The following is a 16,466-nucleotide window of genomic DNA, read 5'->3' on the forward strand; positions in this document are numbered from 1 at the left end:
GATATTATCGTTACCTGCTGGAACAATCCATTCAGTGAATGGAACACCGTTTATTGTACTAGAGATGCTAGGTGATGCGGAAGACAGACTACGTTTTGTTCTGTTTGAATTGTTAGGAACAGTTAATGTACCTGTTTCTTCATGAATACCTTCTGAACGTTGAAGACTGTCTGCTTTCTTATTATCGACAGTACCTCCACCACGTCCGTCTACCTCTTCAAAACTAGCTTCAATACTTTTTAGAGCCTGTTCATCTGATGTTTGAAGTTGGTCTGTTTTACTTTGTTCCTGAACGCTTGTAGGTTGCTTATTGTTTACTGATTGTTGTTCCTCTGCAAACGATACCAATGGTGAAGATAATACCGTTAATCCTGCCGTGAATGCTACTACTTTTTTATTAAATTTAATGTTCATTTCTAACTTGGTATATCTCTCCATCTTAATAGATATACCTTCCTCCTTATACCTCTTTTAATGTGAATAATAGTGTGAATAATAGTGAGAATAGTAGTGAGAATAATGGTAGTCTGAATCCAAAGAATAACGATTTAATTTTTCATTCCATATAATCAACCAAAATCTATAGTTTCTCCTACATATTTCAGTGTTATAACATAACACTAGGGCTCCTCCCACTACTAAGACAAAAGAAAACCCAACATAGATTTTTCTTTTGTCTTAGTAATGGGAGCGTTTCAATCAGAAACCGAAGAGAATGATAGAGACTTATATTGTTCTCCTTTGCGATTTCAACCATACCATACATGATGGCACTCCCTCTAGTACATTTGCAAAAATATAGAATAAATAAGCTTATAATAACAAAAACTCAAAATATATATCAAGCATTTTTTTTGAAAATAGCATTTTTGTTACCTTTTCGTAACTACTATAGGCATATATATATGTTATAATTTATAAACTTTTGCAGACGCCCCCTTGCAAATCCCTATCTTTTCTACCCTTTTTGTCCCTTCGATTCTGTTGCAAAGTTTTTAAAAGTAAGCTAAACTTTTGCAAAACAGAATGAGGAGAATCATAAATGGGATATTTTAAAGGAAAATAGTTCAAACAAGATATTATTTTGGTAGCCGTCGGCTACTACTATCGTTTTTCTTTAAGTTATCGAGGTGTATCTGAAATTTTGAAAGAACGTGGTGTATCGGTCCATCCCACTACTATCATGCAATAGGTTCATGAACATGGAAATCTCATTTATCAGATTTGGAAAAAGAAAAACAAATCTGTGCAGCTGTCTTGGCACCTGGATGAAACCTATATCAAAGTGAAAGGCGAATGGCGTTATCTCTATCGAGCAATTGATAAAGATGGACACACATTGGATATTCAGCTTCGCAAAAAACGAGATCATCAAGCGGCTTATGCCTTTATGAAAAGACTAGTAAAAACATTAGGAGAAGCAACGGTTCTCACAACAGACAAGACTCCCGCGTTACTTTGCGCGTTCAATAAATTGGGAGAGCAAGGCTTTTATAAGCATACCATTCATTGTACAATCAAGCATTTGAATAATCTCATCGAACAAGATCATAGACATATCAAGCGACGTTTTTCCAAATCCGCAGGATTTCAAAGTCTTCGCCATGCTTCACGTAACTTGAAAAGCATCGAAACTATTCATGCCCTATATAAACAAAAACGAAGTTTGCAACAACCAAACTTCGTTTTTTCGACGTACAATGAATTAGAGAAACTATTCAAAGTTGCATAAACTCTACCTACTAAATTAGGATTTTTTTGTTTATATAAAAACTTTGCAACAGAGCCCGTAAAAGAAAGATTTAGTTTCATTTATGTTAAACTTTCATATTTTTTATAAATTAATTAGGATATAGTTCACTTAACATAGTATGTGGGTTCTTATTCCAAAATCTATCTAATGGGGTTCTTAACCCTTGATTAATTATCCACCTTCTACTATACACCCTTATTAGTTCTTCATTAGTTAATTTTTCTTTTTCCTCTATCGTCCATTTCAATGCTTCCAATGCTTTCTCCTTTGTCCAAAATCCACGAGGGGCCCTATTTAATTCCCATTCTTTAAATTTCCCTGGATACAACTCGTGTAGCATGGCATATGGACTATTTTTCCAAAATCTCTCTAATGGAGTTATTAACCTTTGATTAATCATCCATCTTCTACTATAGACCTTTGTAAGTTCTTCATTAGTTAACTTTTCTTTTTCCTCTATCGTCCATTTTAATGCTTCCAACGCTTTTTTTCTTGTCCAGTAGTTTTTAGGTGTTTTCTGGAATTCCCACTCTTTAAAACATCCAGGATATAACTCATTTATCATACTAAATGGACTATCATTCCAATATCTCTCCAATGGGGTCCTTAAGCCTATTTCTGAAAACCAAATTACACTAATTTTTTTTCTTATCTCCTCATTATTCATTTGTTTTCTTTCCTCTATCGTCCATTTTAATGCTTCCAACGCTTTTTTTCTTGTCCATAAACGACTAGGAGTTTTTTTAAACTCCCATTCCTTAAAATGGTCTGGATATAATTCATTTATCATTATGTAAGGACTACCTCCCCAAAAAATTTGGCAAGGCGAACTCAAATTATGATTAGATAACCACCGAACGTTATAAACCTCCAATAGTTTATTATCTGTTAACCTTTCTTTTTTTTCTATCGTCCATTTTAACGCTTCCAATGCCTTTTCCTTTGTCCAATAGTTCCTAGGTGTCATTTGAAATTCCCATTCTTTAAAACAATTCGGATAAACATCATTTATCATTACATATGGGCTATCATGATATTTAACACTAAGTAAACCACCTAATTTATATTTAATAATTAATTGGGATTTCCAACTCTCAAGAATTGTTTTTTTATCCCACTTTAAAACTTTTTCTATAAGATACTTGATTACACGTTTTGCTAGATTATTATCTTGATCATCACTCCATGTACCTTTGGGAAATCTGTTCCTTTTACTGTCCAATATCTCTTGGTATATCTCTTCTATTTTTATTACCATTACAACCCTTTTCTCTCTTTCTATAGTGATTTTTACAGTAAACGAGATAAAAATCACCAGCAATTACAAATTTATTTCTAAGCAATAATCCACCTATATTTTAAGTGCTAATAGGTGAGTTTTGTTCATAATTAATATATATAATTGAACACTAATCCCCCCCTCGATAAGGGGTTCAGCCCATCAAGTTAACATTTTGAAGTTCCCCTTTAACGAATATTCTGTATTTTTTATAGAAACGAAGTTTATTTTTATCGTTTTGGGGGCAACCTGTTCTGTTAGGTTGATGGGCATGGGGTTCAGCCATAATTACACACACAGAAAAAGAATCCCTTATGATTTCTGGGATTCTATTTCTTGTTTAAAGTTTTTTCAGACAAATGATTTGTACATCAATTTATCTTTGATATACAGATCATTTATCTGATAATTCCTATAAATAATTGCGGAGTAATAAACTTACATAAATGCTTTTAAAAGTTCTTGAACCAATGGAATTGCTCCACCTATGAATTTTAAAACTGCCATTGCGATTTCCATAATCATTTCCTCCTTTTTAATATTATGATGCAGTGAATCTTATACTCTCATTATATTAAGTGTAATAACTAATATCAATACATTTTAATATGCAATATTTCATCTTAAAATCATGCTTAATACTGTTATAATAGAATAGGTAAATTCTACATCATTTTTCGATATACTAAACAGCTAATGAATACATAAAAAAGGAAGAGAATTTTTAAAATTCTCTTCCTTTTTTATGTATTCATAGGGGTCACTATATGGGGTTTAAATCAAAACTTTCTTTAAAAAGATATTATGATTTCTATTAGGAGGGCTGAAATTCACAACGGAAAATGACTGGTTGCTAAAAAGGATATTTTCGTATTTTTAAGAGCAACAAAAAGAACTTGTGGGAATCACTACAAGCTCTTTTTCAGATAATGATAAAAAGTGCACCATCCTATCTTAATGGCGCACTTTTTTATTTTATTTAATCCGAGAAGGTGTAATATGTTCTAGCCATAGAATGCCATCATACTGTTGATTTGGAATCATAATTTCATCCTGAAACCCCCAATGTTGTGCAATTATTGGTGTATACATCCAAGATGTTTCAGGACGATTTTTCTCACCTTTTAAATTTACAAACACTTGTGGATGTTGCGCAGCTTTCAAAATTTCTTCGATACTATTGGATTCATGTTTCTCCTTTACATATTGGACTGTTTTATTGTCATTAGAGTCTAGGCTACTTCCGCTATACGCAAATAAACCAATGGAATACATCTGATCCTTTATACGATTTGGTAGGTAATCTATCATATTTGGTCCTACGAATCCAAATTCATTTGTGAAATCCTTAATCATTTTAGAATTCTGTTTTCGAATATGATAATTATGACCCCATACCATTATTTTTTTACCTGTATATTGTATTTCACTAAGCCATGCTAAGTTTTGAGCCATCTTTTGGTCACGTGAATATAATGAGTAATTATTGTAAATAGTGTAGTCAAATGGAATGCTATACTGCTCTTTCATTTGATTTGACATATATGTTTTAAGCGAATCAATACGAGTACTAATTGTCTTTTCTAAAAGATTTACATCATATAATGATTTAGGTGCCACTTGTCGTAATTCATTCTTATGTTGTTGGATAAATTCTTTTATCCTTTCATATTTGCCTATAAGGGGTGTCTGCATTGCTTGAAACTCTTTATAGGAAGACACAGAACGATATTTAAAGATATCACCCTCCGCTTCTGTAAGTAAATTAGCTACTTCAGGATTCAACTTCTCAATCCACTCGGAAGCAAAGGTTGCAAATGGAAATTTTTCAATTTTATACGGGATTTGTATGTCAAACCCCGTTAATATAAGGGGTGTCCCTTTTTCCTTTTGTTCCTTTATGTATTGAAATAATTCTTCCACGTCTTCTGTAGACCATACATCAGAAATAGATTTCTTCATCGCTTGTTCAGCTGTTAAATTATCTAAGTCTTGATACCCTGTATTTGCTTCCGCAAACCCTGATTCAAATGCAATTACATCATAATCCATTTCTTCATGTAAATACTTAATTATACGAATCTTCGATTGGTTCATTTCTGTTGAACCATGTGTTGATTCACCAAGGAGAACGATACGTTTGTCTTGTACCGTTTCTTTCAAGAATGATAAATCCTCATACGTATAAGCAGTTGGTTCTTTTAATTTTTTTGCATGCTCCCTAACCCATTCTTGCCATTTTGGCTGATCCACTAGTTTTTCTTCAGCTGATACTGCCGTTGTAAATGTCGTTAGTGCAAGAATAGATGCTGTAATTCCTACTTTCCACTTTGATAACACACATACCCCTCCTGTATTTGCTAGATTCCCCACCCATTTATGAAAAGAATTTTCTATAACCAATGTATGGGCTTATGTAATTTATTTCCTCACATTTATATTAATAAATAGATATGATGAAAACAAGATAAAAGACATAAAATTCATTTTAATTAGAAAAGATAAAATAATTATCTGAGGCTTTACCCATTCACTCAAATTGGGGAACAATTCATTTCTTAAGTTGATGGGCATGGGATATCGCTAACATTTTGAAAAAACATGCTAAGCAAAAAATACAATAAGCTGCCCATATGGACAGCTCATTTACATAATTTTCGTTATTGAAAGTGGATTAATATCAGCTTATTCATCTTATAAGTTCAATCGAGGACAATTAGATTCCTAAATATTTCAATTCCTTTTATATGTTGTAGTATTAAAAAAATGTCGTAGACTGAAAATATGCTTTCTGTACCTAAAGGAGAATGTGTTGAACGAGATGACTAGCGGAGTTGGGAGTATAGGAGAGTATAAGAAAACCGCCTGTGATGGCGGTCGATTTTTAACATAGTAATGGAATTCATGTAATCATCTTAAAAGTGCATCTTAACGAGGCGTATTAAAATATGTCGTTTTAATTTAACGCTTTTATGATGTTATCTACAAATATTTTATCGATTTCATGTCCTTGGTTTGTTTGTTCTGAATCCATAATTATTCCTTGTGATTTCTCTTTGTCAATCCACAAATAGTATGTTTGAGTTGTTCCACTTAAAAAGTGAACATTTACTTTGAAATTTGGCTTGTGTGTACTAGATGTATTTGAATGTGTATGCCCGATATGGGTGATAGCGTTCACGAATGCTCCAACATCAAATTGTTTTACGAATATGTAGGTCTTATTCCCCTCAACTTCAATAAATTCAATAGATTTATCTTTTATGGAGTGTACTCCTTCACCGTCCTTCGCTGTATTATGAAGTATAATACCATCTTCTGACTGTTCGCAATCTCTTAGCATATATGCCACACCATGTGTTTCTTGAGGAGTAACGAACTTCTTACAAATATCCTTTCTATAGTCGTTTTTGTACCTGTGAGTAAAAGTAAATTTCTCATCTTGATAAGTTACAGTGTTTAAACTCGGTACTTTGGCCTCCTCGTCAATGAAATAATCTTTAATTTGTATTTCGTCACTTTTCTTATCTTTTACATTTTGAGAAAATGTTTCAAATCGTTCTAGATTTTTCTTTATATAAGTGTAAAACAATATCATTTTTGTTTGCTTCAGTGTATGTCTCTTCATCTCCATTAACAAATACAATTAAAGCAGCGATCGATAAGCATAATGCTCCAACAATTAATGTTTTCTTCAAATTGAGTTCCTCCCTAAAAGATATTATAAATTTAATCATAACAATAAATGACTATTCTTATTAAAAAACTTAGTACTTCGAATAGGTTAAGTTTAGATCACATATCTCTAATCAGGTGATTAATAAACATGCATGTAAAGTTAACATAACGTCTCATTATCGGTAGCAAGGATAATGAAGAATCCCTGCTATTCTTTTTTTGCATAAAATCTTGTATAAAATCTTGTATAAAAAGTAGTTGGGTTATAGTGCTTTACTTAGGATAGCATCCGCATTTTCGGGATCCCACCCCTTTAAAAGAATAATTCCAACAACATATAGATTTTAATTGCAAATAAAGAATCTGAATTTTGTTTAATACTATTTTTTACGAAACAAGAAAATGGTTCCGTTGGGAAGTTATTCGTAATGAGATTCAATAAATATACCGTAATATTCATTTTTTAGCTATTGCTTCAAATTTCGCCTTATCCATGTGGCTCAAACAAGGACTTTTAGGTGTAGTTATTGCTATTATTTTCTTATTAATCGCTACATGGACTACAAAACAGCCTACAGACGACCTGCATAAATGAACAAAATAACTTAACATGGTAGAATAATATTTGGATGGGAGTCCAATGTTATTAAAATTAAAGTGGTTATCAAGTCGGAGGAAGGCACCTTAGGGTGTCTTTTCTTTTTAAAATATATAAGCGCACCAGAACCGGTTCATGAGTATGGAAGTCTCATCTATCAAATTTGGAACTAACTTCTTCCGAAACATTGTTCCTCATTTACCGACCTGTTTATGTTTTTTCAAACTTTGCAACAGAGCCACATTGTTTTAATTGAATTTCGTGTTATACTTCTATAGGCATCTGATTTTTATTCTATATAAAAGTATGTGAAAAGCCATTATCAATTCGATAATGGCTTTTCTACTTTTCATGAAGATCGATTATATGGCATGAGCAATAAATTTAAAGGAGAATTATAAAATGATTTTTCCAAGTAACATCAATACGTCTTATGAGTATTCAATTATAGAAATTCAATGTTTACCTTGTATTTCTACAGCACCCGATTTTTATGATAATTTTGTACTTATTTGTAGTACTTATCTTAACAAAAATGATAAAGCACATGGTCATACTACATTTGAAATTCAATCTATAAAAGAACTGTCTTATAATAATCCAAATGTAAAAAATGCTAAGAAGTTTGTATACCAAGGTGGGTCTTTGAAAATAAATGATTTTGTAACAATTACTCAAGCGGAATCAGACTATGATACGAAATTCATAGCGAGACTTTCCTATCAATATCATAGCGATCAAGAGAGGGAATATATACAAGAGCAAGATTTACTCTTATTTTCCATTTCTGAAGGGCCAAAGGGACAATTGTCTAATATTCCTTATTTATATCTTCCTCCGGATTTTAAAAAGTATATAGAATATTATCAGGCTAAGCACGATTCTGAAGTTCTTCACACTGCTTACTCAATATTAGAACATTTCACAAAAGAACATGATTATTCAGAATCTTTCATTAATCAATTTGAAACTTTAAAAGAAAAACAAAAGGATAAATCTCTTATCTTGTACGATAGCTTTTTACGGAATCAATATAAGAAAATTTGATTTATTTTCATAGAAACATCAAAAACCCTTTAAATATTATACAAAATATGCCTATTACTTTAAAAAAATGAATAAAATGCATAAATGCATAAAACTATATATGTATTTTGTAGTATCCTAGAATGTATCTGTCTAAAAGTCTTTCATAGTACATTTTTGACACTCCCACCCCTAAAGGGGCAAGCTGACATAGGTCAGTGGGATCCTTGCTACCAAAGACCAAAGGCGAAGTCCATTTCTGGTATCGCTGACTTGCAAGATTGCGATTTGCTATCACCACTCCCATGACAGACCGTATAGGTTCTCCTTATGCTTTAGCGTCTAGTACTTGACGACATGTATTGTTTTACGCACGAAGTGAAATTGATTCGTGCAACCTCATACAATATTCATTTTTTAGAGAACATTATTGTTTTAGAGTCTTTTGCATGACTTTGAGGCCATTTTGACATGTTTTGCTACGCAAAAGCGATACTTTCATCCCATGCTTAAAGGCGGACTTAAGTCCCGAAGGGGCTTTCTCGTATCGTAAATCTATAAATTTTAGTTAAAAGATACCACTTGTTTAATAAACTTAGTGAAGTAAAGTTAATTACTTTAATATATTATTAGGAGAGAATTTATGAGTAAAAAACTATTAAAATCAATAACATCATTAACGATGGTAGGAGGTGCATTGTTAGGAACAAGTAGTGATCCCGTAAAAGCTGAAGTCCAGTCAGGGGGAAATTCAGTTGTATTTAATGATGTTCCCAAAAACCATTGGGCAAATAATGCCATTACGAGCTTAGCTAATCGTAATATTATCGGAGGATATGGAAATGGAATGTTTGGCCTGGGGGATAATGCTACTCGTGAACAGGTGGCAGCTTTAATTTATCGTGTGCTAGCTCCTGCTAAAAAAGGAGGCACTCTTAATAAGGACAACTCTTTTTATATTATGCAAGATGGGTCTCAGCTTAAAAATCCATATAAGGACATTAATAAAAACTCAACAATGTTCCTAGAAGAGATTCTATTTTTGACAGACATAGGAGTCTTTAAAGGAGATCAAAATGGGGAATTTCGACCAAAAGAATCATTAAGTCGTGCAGAAATGGCACAGGTCATCAAGACTGCTTTTAAAGTTCCTGTGTTAAGTAAACATACTTTTAATGATGTACCAGATAATTCATGGGCGAAGGACGCTATTAGTGCCGTACAGTCGAATAAAATTGCATCAGGTACAGGTAATGGAGGTTTTGAACCAAATAAAACTGTAACTCGTGAACAGTATGCACAGTTTTTATTTAATGCATTAAATTATAGGGAACAATTAAATACACAAAATCCTGATGTGACAAAACCAAATAAAGAAGATACGAGTGTACAAACTGAGGTACAACTATTAGAAGCTTATAAAAAAGACATGAAAAATTATATTAATAATCATGAAGAAGATATAACTATAACATATAAATCTAAACAATCTAATATTAGAGAAGTTATGGATACGCTTGTTAAAGCATATGATGAGACAGTTGATTCAAATGAATACATGAAATATAACGTTGCAAATACACAATATTCTATTCGTGGTATTCCAGGAGATTATGTATTTACATTAAAAATTACATACCGTGAATCAAAAGAGCAAATGAACTATGTAAAGACACAAGCAAAATCAGTTATCGCTTCTATTGTTAAAGCTGGTATGGATGAACATGAAAAAGTAAAAGCGATTCATGATTATGTCGTAAAACATGTTTCGTATGATACTTCTTTCCAGGCTTATACGGCATATGAAGCTTTAGCAAACCGTTCTGCTGTTTGTCAAGGATATGCATTATTAACTTATCAATTGTTAAAAGAGGCAGGAGTAGAAGGTCATATTGTAACAGGGACTGGAAATGGACAACCTCATGCTTGGAATCTAGTGAAAATTGAGGGGAAATGGTACCATCTTGATACAACCTTCGATGATCCAATTCCAGATGTAGAAGGACGTGTAACTTATTCATACTATAATTTATCTGATGAACAAATTGCTAAAGATCACCAATGGGATCGTAATCAATTTGCGAAAGCAACAACAATCTATAATAATGAGTTAACAAATAAAATTCAGATCGGTAGCCCGAAAGCAATGGGATATCAGAAAATATTAACGGATATCAAACGCTAATATGAATCTATGTAGTTTATTAATAAAATTAAACAATTAATAAACGATAAATTGAGGTCTGTGTAACAATGGACCAGTACTAGATAAAAAAAGAATCCCATAAACATATATGATATGGGATTTTTTTTTTATTTTATTTGTTTATCTGATGTGTATATTTACAGCATCTAATCATTTTAACTAAATTTAGGTGATTCCTCTCTCTCTTCAATTTGTATGTAGGTGCATGGCACCAACAAATAGGTGGGAGATGAATTACTATTTTTTCATAATAAAACATACGTTTTATCGAACTATATAAACTAACGAGATAGCCTAATCCATGATTAGTTCTTGTACTTGTATAGAAATAAACACGCAAGATAGGTGAATTTAGGAAGCGATCACTTCTAAACAAGCTGGAAGTGGGGATAGTTTACGAAATTCATTTAGTCCTTATATGTGTTTTGTAAATAACGATCATATAAATCTTTTTCTAAAATACTTTGTTTATCTTGTAGTTCCTTAAATTGTTCAATGAATTCACTATCTTCTTTTGTGCTTCGACACAAAGTATAATAAGCATCATGGAGAATTTTAGATTCTTGATGAGCATCATAGTAGTCCATGTAGGTCTTAAATTCTGGTGGTAGATAAAGATAAGGGACGTTAGAAAAAGAACCTTTGATTCCTACTGAAGTAGAAAATAGGAGTAAGTCTTTATTTTGTATATATTCCATCTCTTGATCTTTAGAATATTGGTAAGAAAGGTTTGCTATAATCTTTGTATCATAATCAGTTTTCACCTCAATTATGTTTACAAAATCATTAATCCTTAAAGTACCACCTTTGAATGCAAACTTTTTGGCTTCTTTAACGTGTGAATTATTATAAGATAATTCTTTTACAGATTGGATTTCAAATGTAGTATGACCATGTGCTTTATCATTTTTATTAAGATATGTACTACAAATAAGAACAAAGTCGTTTTGAAATTTTATTGTTTCAGAATTATAGGGTAAGCATCTAATTTCTATTATTGAATACTCACACATACCGTTAACATTATTGGGAAAAGTCATTATTATTATAATTCTCCTTCATATTTATTTCAGGTGAAGAGTAGTTATTCTTCACTACCTTTATTTTAAATAAATTATAGATTAATAGTAACCCTCAATTCCAGAAATTTATGAGGACTTATAAAAAAGCAGTCTAACTCCTAATACTCCAGGTGAAAAAACAAGGTTTTTATAGACGTACAACTCATTGTACAGTCAAACATTTGAACAATCTCATTGAACAAGACCATAGACATGTAAAAAGGCGTTTTGCCAAATCTACAGGATTCAAAGCCTTCGTCATGCTTCACGTACCTTGAAAGGTATTGAAACCGTTCATGCTCTATATAAACGAAAACGAAGTTTGCAACAACCAAACTTCGTTTTTTCGACGTATAATGAATTACAACAATTACTAACGATTGCATAAAATCCATCTGCAATCCTACAAACTTTTTCTCTGTTAAAAAACTTTGCAACAGAACCAATTATTTTCTATTCCTTTACAATTAATTACTTTAACATTTCCCCCAATTCATCCCCAATTCTCCCTAAAGGCTCATTAGCTCTAACACGTTCATTAAAATCTGCCTTCCATATAAAGAAATCAGATAATCCTCCTCTTGGTGGATATAGATTACTATAAGTTAATTTTATTTCATTTATAACATCATCAAAGTTTATATAATTATTATTTTGGCATTCATTTAAAATATTAATTACATATCTAACTTCAGATATCTGATAATCTATATCACCTTTCTTATTTCCCTCTAATATTACACCCAATTCACTAAAAAGTTTTTCTAATTTATCTATTACTAGCTTACTTGAACTCACTATCATACCTCCTATTTTATTGGTGTTTCACTTAAAGGCTCTACCCCATTAATCTTCCATGGTTCCGAAATAAAAATTTGATTACAATTTTCTACACCAAGGTAATGAACTCCTTGATATCCAACCGGCCGTTCATATATTGTAGTTCCTTTAGGAATTTTTATTGCGTATGTTGGTTCTATTGGCGAAGTACCTGTCAGTACACCTGTTTTAGAATCTATCCATTGAGCTTTAATCGTAGAATCTATCCGTACTTTTGCAACTGATTCTGCTAGTTCTCTTGTAAACCACTATCCAAGCGCATTTTGTTCTTCTCCCAGAATTGTTAATCCTCCTTTTTTGCCTGAACGATATAAAGTTGTATCTTCATCCAAAATTTTCACATTATATTTGCCTGCTAGAAAGTTTGATACTGGATTTCCCCTCATTTCAGCTAAAGGCCCAGGATTCTCTATCATACTATGAGTATATTTAGCACCACTCTTCAAATTCAACCCATCAAAAAACGCTGCCGTTTTCTGCTCAAGCCACTAGTTATGTTCTACAGGTACATCCTAAGCTACTACTGGCCGCAGCTTGGGATCTAGATTTTCTGCAGTTATTTTTTATGTTGGTATATATCGTATCTATTTTTCTTGCTACATTCAAACACATTGTTATTACTCATCTCAATTTCTTTCACATAAAAATAGAACCAATGCTTCTTCCATTAGAAACATTGGTTCTATTCTTAGCTATAATATATAATTATTTTTTCTTTTCATTACATCTTTCATTTAGAGCAAAAATCATTTAAATGGCAGAATATTTTAAAACTTTTTAATTTCATTAACTTAAAATTACCTCTAATTTTATCTACTACTCTGCTCCGTGCATTCGTTGTAATATATTGTATAATTTAGTAGTACTCATCTTAACTTCACTATCATTAATTAAAAACCTCACATTTTTTATATTATTATCAATAGTTACTTTTATTATATTTTGCAAGCTACTCATATTCATATCTATTGCAATTTCATTTGTATTTCCTTGCTCTTTAGAATACTTTTTGCAATCTTTTTCACTAATAAAAACTTTAATATAATCTTTTTCTACCACTGGGACAAATTTATTTAGTATTATTTCTTCACCTATTGTATCCTTACTTGGAACAATCCACAACTTATCATCGCAGAATCTTACACTATTTAATACATTCATAATTGCATATTCACTTTTAGCTAATACTGGAGGTTGACCTTGTTTTACAAAACATTCATTTACCAAATCATATATGTTGCAGATTATGAAATCTCTTCCTTCATCAATAATGACTTGGTATATACCAGAGAACATTGCATAATAAGAACTTATTAGTAACTCTTGGAATTCAACTTTTTTTACTAAATATATGTCATTTCTCTTAAATTGGTAATACTCTGCATATTCCTTTGCTATTTTTTCTTCTGAAAAAAGCCACATTGTAGGCATGTTATTATTTAATCCAAAGAATATTTTCCCTTTATTATCTTTAACTTCTTCATCTGTTGTATTTCTACTAACTACAGTGTATATTTCTTTTAAACTGACTATAGATCTTAAAATTTCATTATATTTATTTAAATAATGCTCTGAGCTTTTTTCTATTCTATTTAATTCATTTATTTTTTCTTGTATAGATACACTACTCATTTTCATTTTTTCTCCTTTTAATACAATATAATTAAATATAATCTATTCTAAAAGGTTCTTTAAATAACTTCTTATATCCTTTTGTTCGATTCTAGTGACCTTTTCATCCATATTTTGAAATTTCAAAATAGGATCCTTAATTTCTATTAAAGCATCTACTTCCTCTATTGGAACCTCTTTTTTAAAAACAAATTGTTCCATCTTTTCAAATCCATAATTTCTAGCTTCTTTTTCATCACTTGTACCTAGCGTAATTTTATTTATTTCTAGTATAAACTTACCTATTGCCCATGGAATAAATTCTTTTTCCTTATATATTACTTTGTATTTCAATTTATAAGCCATCTCTACTTCATTAATATCAACCTCTTTTATATATATTACTTTTGAAACGAATCCTTGTTCAAATTTTAATTCTTTAAATCCATATTTTATGGATTCATTTGAATTACTTATAAGCTCTAGGTTATTATCCGATACATCTATTCTATACAAATTATTTTTATAAATAGCGTAGTCACTCATACTTTATTATACTTCCTTCCTAGTCAGTCATAACCCATCCGATTTTTTTATTAAATTCAAATTTTGTTGCTACATTGCCAGTTTCTGAATCTATAATATTCAATATATCTCCATCTTGGAAAGCTCTTGCATAACCCCTTTCATATGAAAATTCTGGTAATGCAATATTCTTACTTCCTGTAAACCCTCTTGCAGTAAATGGATAATTATCGGCACTAGCTTCCCACCTTGGAATCGTCAACTTTGATGGATCATTTTCTATATATTCAATTGCCCCATAAAACCTATCTGGTGCACCAATTGGTGTTGATACACCATTTCCTCCATGATCTACTTTAAACATCGTTCCATCATAGTCAAGCCTAGCTCCTTCATAATTTTCAAACAGTGTTTTTAAATTTGCACTATGCTCATCAACTGCAGTAAATCCTCTTACACCTGTATAGTTTTCGTCATATAAATACTTATATATATCACTTTGCGGGATTACTTTTTTCATCTTTGTACCAACATCAGGTACTCCAATTTCATTTCTTATATTATCAACCACTGTCTTTTCATTAGCATTTAACACCCTATCTGGATGTAACAACTCAACAAATTCATCTACTGAATACCCACTATTATTAATAAGGTTTTTAACACTATCACTGGTATTTAGCTCAGCATTACTTAACCCCTCTGGAGCCCATCCAAATTTTTTATTAAATTCAAATTTTGTTGCTACATTGCCAGTTTCTGAATCTATAATATTTAATACATCTCCATTCTGGAAAGCTCTTGTATAACCCCTCTCATATGAAAATTCCGGTAATACAATATTTTTACTTCCTGTGAACCCTCTTGCAGTAAATGGATAATTATCGACATTAGCTTCCCACCTTGGAATCGTCAACTTTGATGGATCATTTTCTATATATTCAATTGCCCCATAAAACCTATCTGGTGCACCAATTGGTGTTGATACACCATTTCCTCCATGATCTACTTTAAACATCGTTCCATCATAGTCAAGCCTAGCTCCTTCATAATTTTCAAACAGTGTTTTTAAATTTGCACTATGCTCATCAACTGCAGTAAATCCTCTTACACCTGTATAGTTTTCGTCATATAAATACTTATATATATCACTTTGCGGGATTACTTTTTTCATCTTTGTACCAACATCAGGTACTCCAATTTCATTTCTTATATTATCAACCACTGTCTTTTCATTAGCATTTAACACCCTATCTGGATGTAACAACTCAACAAATTCATCTACTGAATACCCACTATTATTAATAAGGTTTTTAACACTATCACTGGTATTTAGCTCAGCATTACTTAACCCCTCTGGAGGAACCTTCTGACCACTCTTCAAATCCAACCCATCAAAAAACTGCGCTGGCTTTTTCTCAAACACAGGTTCATTCCCTACAGATGTTTTCTTCTCTATATTAAGAGAAAGATTATCGAATTTCTCTCCAGGTAACCGATTCGCATTTTGCGCTTGCCCCTTAGTTTCACTCTTAGCAACAGAAAATAACTCTCTACCAAGTGTATTTCCTTCTCCTACATTCCCAACGCCGACTAATGAAGGTTTAGGGGATAAATTCGGGATCTCAATATTTTTAATCTTCTCCACGACATTCTTCATACTACCCGGCAACTTATTCATGAATGCCGCTACTTCTTCCAACTTACCAACTATTTTACCGCTTTTCTCTGCTACTTGAAAGACTTTTGCACCCTCTGCGAGTTTTCCGAATGCAGCTGATCCTTTCACTGCAGCTGTTACTTCACCGACACCGACAAAACAACTACCAATATCAAATATCGCGCCACCAAGAGCATAAGGATCGGTCAATGCTTTTTCTACATAACCT

General features: G+C 31.9%; 9 protein-coding genes and 5 pseudogenes. 4 read left to right on the plus strand and 10 right to left on the minus strand.

The features are described from left to right. Window positions 1–414 (minus strand): annotated as a pseudogene (locus BAU27_RS07840) (S-layer homology domain-containing protein); the annotation flags it as partial. A 664-nt stretch (window positions 415–1,078) separates the two neighbouring features. Here BAU27_RS07840 and BAU27_RS07845 point away from each other — a divergent pair. Continuing rightward, window positions 1,079–1,732: pseudogene (locus tag BAU27_RS07845) on the plus strand (IS6 family transposase). A 109-nt stretch (window positions 1,733–1,841) separates the two neighbouring features. Here BAU27_RS07845 and BAU27_RS07850 read toward each other — a convergent pair. From BAU27_RS07850 to BAU27_RS07865, 3 genes and pseudogenes are all read right to left on the minus strand, one after another. Further along, window positions 1,842–3,011 (minus strand): DUF4046 domain-containing protein, encoded by a 1,170-nt coding sequence (locus tag BAU27_RS07850; protein WP_071770578.1) that lies wholly within the window; start codon window positions 3,009–3,011, stop codon window positions 1,842–1,844. A gap of 996 nt (window positions 3,012–4,007) precedes the next feature. Next, on the minus strand, window positions 4,008–5,372 hold the full coding sequence (locus tag BAU27_RS07860) for an erythromycin esterase family protein (protein ID WP_071770573.1): 1,365 nt from the start codon (window positions 5,370–5,372) through the stop codon (window positions 4,008–4,010). Window positions 5,373–5,988: 616 nt separating this feature from the next. Further along, window positions 5,989–6,730 (minus strand): annotated as a pseudogene (locus BAU27_RS07865) (YhfM domain-containing protein). 980 nt (window positions 6,731–7,710) lie between these two features. Between BAU27_RS07865 and BAU27_RS07870 the strand changes: the two are divergent. Both BAU27_RS07870 and BAU27_RS07880 read left to right on the plus strand, forming a co-directional pair. Next, window positions 7,711–8,355 carry a hypothetical protein gene (locus BAU27_RS07870; protein WP_071770574.1) on the plus strand — a complete coding sequence of 215 codons (645 nt, stop codon included), beginning with the start codon at window positions 7,711–7,713 and terminating at the stop codon, window positions 8,353–8,355. A 622-nt stretch (window positions 8,356–8,977) separates the two neighbouring features. Then, on the plus strand, window positions 8,978–10,519 hold the full coding sequence (locus tag BAU27_RS07880) for an S-layer homology domain-containing protein (protein WP_071770576.1): 1,542 nt from the start codon (window positions 8,978–8,980) through the stop codon (window positions 10,517–10,519). Window positions 10,520–10,947: 428 nt separating this feature from the next. On the opposite strand, the gene BAU27_RS07885 is transcribed toward BAU27_RS07880, so the two are convergent. Beyond that, window positions 10,948–11,580: a hypothetical protein gene (locus BAU27_RS07885; protein ID WP_000143834.1), complete on the minus strand. Its 633-nt coding sequence runs from the start codon at window positions 11,578–11,580 to the stop codon at window positions 10,948–10,950. Window positions 11,581–11,729: 149 nt separating this feature from the next. Between BAU27_RS07885 and BAU27_RS32795 the strand changes: the two are divergent. Then, window positions 11,730–11,989, plus strand: a pseudogene (locus tag BAU27_RS32795) (DDE-type integrase/transposase/recombinase); the annotation flags it as partial. 83 nt (window positions 11,990–12,072) lie between these two features. Here the strand turns inward: BAU27_RS32795 and BAU27_RS07895 are convergent. From BAU27_RS07895 to BAU27_RS32800, 5 genes and pseudogenes are all read right to left on the minus strand, one after another. Continuing rightward, window positions 12,073–12,399, minus strand: coding sequence for a hypothetical protein (locus tag BAU27_RS07895; RefSeq protein ID WP_139254618.1), 327 nt, complete (start codon window positions 12,397–12,399; stop codon window positions 12,073–12,075). 290 nt (window positions 12,400–12,689) lie between these two features. Beyond that, window positions 12,690–12,887, minus strand: coding sequence for a hypothetical protein (locus BAU27_RS07900; RefSeq protein WP_071734798.1), 198 nt, complete (start codon window positions 12,885–12,887; stop codon window positions 12,690–12,692). 370 nt (window positions 12,888–13,257) lie between these two features. Beyond that, complete coding sequence (locus tag BAU27_RS07905; protein ID WP_217653929.1) at window positions 13,258–14,079, minus strand: hypothetical protein; 822 nt, start codon at window positions 14,077–14,079, stop codon at window positions 13,258–13,260. A gap of 36 nt (window positions 14,080–14,115) precedes the next feature. Beyond that, the gene (locus tag BAU27_RS07915) at window positions 14,116–14,598 is read right to left on the minus strand and encodes a hypothetical protein (RefSeq protein ID WP_071770577.1); all 483 of its coding nucleotides are present in this window, start codon (window positions 14,596–14,598) and stop codon (window positions 14,116–14,118) included. 19 nt (window positions 14,599–14,617) lie between these two features. After that, window positions 14,618–16,466, minus strand: a pseudogene (locus tag BAU27_RS32800) (hypothetical protein); the annotation flags it as partial.

The organism is Bacillus sp. NH11B (assembly GCF_001884205.1).
In the GTDB taxonomy this organism is placed as follows: Bacteria; Bacillota; Bacilli; order Bacillales; family Bacillaceae_G; genus Bacillus_A; species Bacillus_A proteolyticus.

Excerpts from the sequence above, each read along its gene's own strand:
- BAU27_RS07870 (WP_071770574.1), top strand. The coding sequence starts at position 7,711 with ATGATTTTTCCAAGTAACATCAATACGTCTTATGAGTATTCAATTATA.
- BAU27_RS07885 (WP_000143834.1), bottom strand. The coding sequence starts at position 11,580 with ATGACTTTTCCCAATAATGTTAACGGTATGTGTGAGTATTCAATAATA.
- BAU27_RS07850 (WP_071770578.1), bottom strand. The coding sequence starts at position 3,011 with ATGGTAATAAAAATAGAAGAGATATACCAAGAGATATTGGACAGTAAA.
- BAU27_RS07880 (WP_071770576.1), top strand. The coding sequence starts at position 8,978 with ATGAGTAAAAAACTATTAAAATCAATAACATCATTAACGATGGTAGGA.
- BAU27_RS07915 (WP_071770577.1), bottom strand. The coding sequence starts at position 14,598 with ATGAGTGACTACGCTATTTATAAAAATAATTTGTATAGAATAGATGTA.
- BAU27_RS07905 (WP_217653929.1), bottom strand. The coding sequence starts at position 14,079 with ATGAAAATGAGTAGTGTATCTATACAAGAAAAAATAAATGAATTAAAT.